We start from the raw sequence: 3,659 nt of genomic DNA on the forward strand, positions 1-3,659 counted from the left end.
TTCAGGCCGAGGGAGCGCAAAAGCACAAGGCTTGCTCCCTTTCCGCAGCCGACGTCCAGAATGTCCGCGCCCGGAGCAAAGGCGCACAAATCGAGGGCATGGCGCGTAAGATTCGTGCCTCCGGGCCGCCAGACGTCGCCCGCAATGCGCTGAAACGCTTTTGAGGCGTACAGGGGAACGCTCGTTCGGGTCATCTATTTGTCTTCCAGCAGGGCTTCCACTTCCGCCATCTTGCCTTCCGCCAGAGACTGGGGAATGAGCGTCAGCCCGCAGGAGGGGCAGCGGGGAAGAATGACGTCGAAGGCACTGTGCATGTAGAGCGCCTGTACCTTGATCTGCTCAAGCGGTATATGGCACTTCGCGCATACCCAGTCGCCGTCGTCCGTCGTGAAATTCGGTTCCAGAGCCATCTGTTCATACCTCGTATTGCTGTGGAAAAGGCGCGCCTACGCGTGAACCTTGTCTTCCAGAATGACTTTTTCTGCGGGCTGAATGGCGCCGGCCACCACCATGCGGTGACACCATGCCTTCACCAGCGTGAAGATGCCGTCGTCATCAACGGTGTATTCCACCCAGAAGGTCACGTTGCGCGGCCTCCATGAGCCGAGAATGTGACCGTTTTCCCGGTTGAGGAACTTGGCGCCGGTATTTTCTATGCCCGCAATGGCCGCCACCACGTCCTGGCGAAGGATGTAGCGGCGCTCCATGGCCTGACGCACGTCTTCGGGAATGCGCAGAACGATGGGCTCCTCGTCGTGCCGGAGAGCGGGCGTTTCGCCGAGAAATTCCTCAAGGGCTGCTTCCTTCAGGGCCGCGCGGCCGGCGCGGCGGGCGGAAAGACCGGGGGCCGTGGTTTCGGCATGATGTTCCTGCGCCGTCTGTGGAAGAATGTCGAAAAGATGCCAGCTTTCCGTTTCCGCGGCAAAGCGGTCGTGACACATGATGCAGGACGTGAGCGCGGGAAGGGGGAATTCTCCGGCGCGCTTTTTCGCCATGGCGTCCGCCACGTCGGGCTGCGCGTTCCATACCAGTCCGCCGTAGCCGCAGCAGGCGCTTTCCGCGCCGGTACGCTTCGGTTCTTCCACGCGGATGCCCGCCTTGGCGGCAAGAGAGCGCACGGCCTTCTGCCATTCGGCGTCGAAGCGTGCTCCGCAGGGATCCTGCACGCACATGCCTTCGGGTGCGGCGCTTGGGAAGGGCTCTGGCATGAGCGCATCAAGCCTGCACCACAGAGACGTGATCACGGCGTCGGGCAGGGCCTTTTTCAGGGCCGTCATGCACGAGGAACAGGCCGCGAGAATTTCCGGCCTGCCGCATGACTCCCAGTCGCTGCGCAGCTTTTGGGCGTGTTCCTGGAAGAGTGCTTCACGACCGGCCCAGTACGCAGGAATGCCGCAGCAGCAACTGTAGAGGGAGGCGCCTCCCGGCAGCTTTTCCCGAAGATACCGGTACATGGCAAGCACCTGGCCGGGGCGCGAGGCGGCAAGCTGACAGCCGGGGAAGAACATGGCCGCGGCGTGTTTGCCTGCGGCGGAAAGCGCCGGGTCTTCCAGAAGAAACGCGCTTTCCGGGCCGCTTGCCTGCGCCATGTCCTCAAGGGCAAACTCGTGGGCCGAGGCAGGCATGACGTCGCGCTCTACGGCGTCGCGCCGGGATTCAAGGCACAGATCCGCCATGGAGAAGTGTTCGGGGCAGATGACCTCGCACTGGCCGCAAAGGGCGCAGCCGTTCATGATGACGTTGGCCGTGCGCGTGCCGCGTACTACGGAGGCGTTGTTGTAGAGCTTGCGCGCATAGACACGGGGAAATTCCCTGTATTTCTGCAGGAAGGGACATTCCTTCACGCACTGCATGCAGGAGCAGCGTATGCAGCGGTCCGCTTCACGGCGCGCCTCTTCTTCCGTGTAGGATTCGCCTGTGGGCACGATGCGGGGCAGCGATTCCATGCCGTCGAGCGGGGTGTGCAGTCGGTTCTCGCGGTTTTCACTCTCTCGAGCCGCAACAAGGGACACACCCGTCAGAATGCGCTGAAGCGTGATTCCGGCACGACGTCCTTCTCCGGCCTGGGACGACGCCGAGGCATAGCGCGCACCCGTGGGCGTGACGCTTGTCCATCCGCCGCAGCAGACGTTGTCCTTCCAGAGCAGCGTCGAAGCGTCGAGGTCGTCGCGCGCGGGAGCAAAGGCGCAGCTTGGGGCGTCCACGAAAACGGCTGCGAACTCTTCCGTGCAGCGGGCAAGAAGCGTCTTGTCGAGTGAGGCGGGCCGGAAGCTTACATGAAATTTTTCAAGGGAACGCAGTTCTTCTTCAAGGACGGAGTCCTCAAGGGCGGGAAAGGCCGAGAGCAGCGCGTCCCCGGCCTGTCCCTCGTGAAAGACGGTGACGGCAAAGCCCTTGCGGGAAATGTCGAAGGCCGCGACAAGACCGGCAAGGCCCGCTCCGAGAACAGCCAGTTTTTGCGCCTTCGGGGGACGGATGAGGGGTTTTGTCTGAGGGGAAACCGTTTTCATGCAGAACTTTTCCAGAGAGGACACGGCAAGACCGCCGCCGAAATCGCGCCTGAGACAGGCGTTTTCACAGGGGTGATCACACAGGGCGGTCATGATGCCCGGCAGAGGAAGATGACGTTCCAGAAGCTTGCGGGCGTCGCGATCCTTGCCCGCGGCCAGACATTCAAGAAAGGCACGCACGTCCATGTCGAGCGGACAGGCGGTGCGGCAGCGGGGCGCGGCTTCCTGGGTGCAGCGGGCCTCAATGGCATGCAGTTGGCTTTGTTCCAGCACGGTGGTACCTCAAAAAAGAAAAGACTGTCGGACAATGTCCGGACAGAAAAGGGCGGGGCCGGAAAAGGCGCGCTTCTCCGACCCCGGAAGTCTGGTTCAGGTTACTTGGCGGCCTTTTCCTTCAGACCGGCGAGCACCTTTTCAGGGTAGGCCGGCAGGTGCGTGATGCGCACGCCGCAGGCGTTGTAGATGGCGTTGATGATGGCCGGGTGCGGGCCGCACAGCGGGATTTCGCCCGTGCCGGAGGCACCGAAGGGACCGTCGGGACGCTTGCTCTCAACATAGATGATCTGCATGTTGTCCGGGATGTCCTTGGGGTAGGGGATGCCGGCGCCGATCATGGTGCTGTGCTTCTTGATGTCCTCATAGTCTTCGGAGAGGGCGAGACCGATGCCCTGGGCGAGACCACCCCAGATCTGACCGTCGGTGACAAGCTTGTTCACCACCGTGCCGATGTCGGCCACCATGGTCATCTTTTCCACCGTGGTCTTGCCGGTGGCGAGGTCCACGGCGACTTCGGCCATGAACAGACCGTACATGTAGCAGGCGAAGGGATCGCCCTGGCAGTTTTCGCCGCAGCCCTGCACAGGAGCGGTCCACTTGCCGTCCTGATGCACGTCGCGGCCTTCGGCCTTCATTTCCTCATAGGTGTAGAAGCCGCCTTCGGGCTTGCGCATGGCTTCGATGAGCTGTTCGCAGGCCACGCGAATGGCGTTGCCGGTCATCACCTGAGAGCGGGAACCGCCGGCGGGGCCGGAGTTCGGGGTCCTGCTGGTGTCGTTGAGCACGAGATGGATGTCGTCCACATGGATGCCCAGAGGACGCAGGGCTTCATGCGCCGTGCACTGGGCGCCGGAATCCGCGCCCTGACCGTGG

The 3,659-nt window shown here is 62.7% G+C and carries 3 protein-coding genes and 1 pseudogene; all 4 read right to left on the minus strand.

Annotated features, from left to right (window positions below; genetic code table 11):
• Positions 1-194, minus strand: a pseudogene (locus Q0J81_RS10790) (SAM-dependent methyltransferase); the annotation flags it as partial.
• Positions 195-410: a DVU_1557 family redox protein gene (locus Q0J81_RS10795; protein ID WP_294447836.1), complete on the minus strand. Its 216-nt coding sequence runs from the start codon at positions 408-410 to the stop codon at positions 195-197. It lies immediately after the preceding pseudogene.
• A gap of 36 nt (positions 411-446) precedes the next feature.
• On the minus strand, positions 447-2,783 hold the full coding sequence (locus Q0J81_RS10800) for a pyridine nucleotide-disulfide oxidoreductase/dicluster-binding protein (protein WP_294447837.1): 2,337 nt from the start codon (positions 2,781-2,783) through the stop codon (positions 447-449).
• 101 nt (positions 2,784-2,884) lie between these two features.
• The coding region (locus Q0J81_RS10805; RefSeq protein ID WP_294447838.1) for a molybdopterin cofactor-binding domain-containing protein at positions 2,885-3,659 on the minus strand (775 nt) is incomplete at its 5' end.

The organism is uncultured Mailhella sp., assembly GCF_944324575.1.
GTDB lineage: Bacteria > Desulfobacterota > Desulfovibrionia > Desulfovibrionales > Desulfovibrionaceae > Mailhella.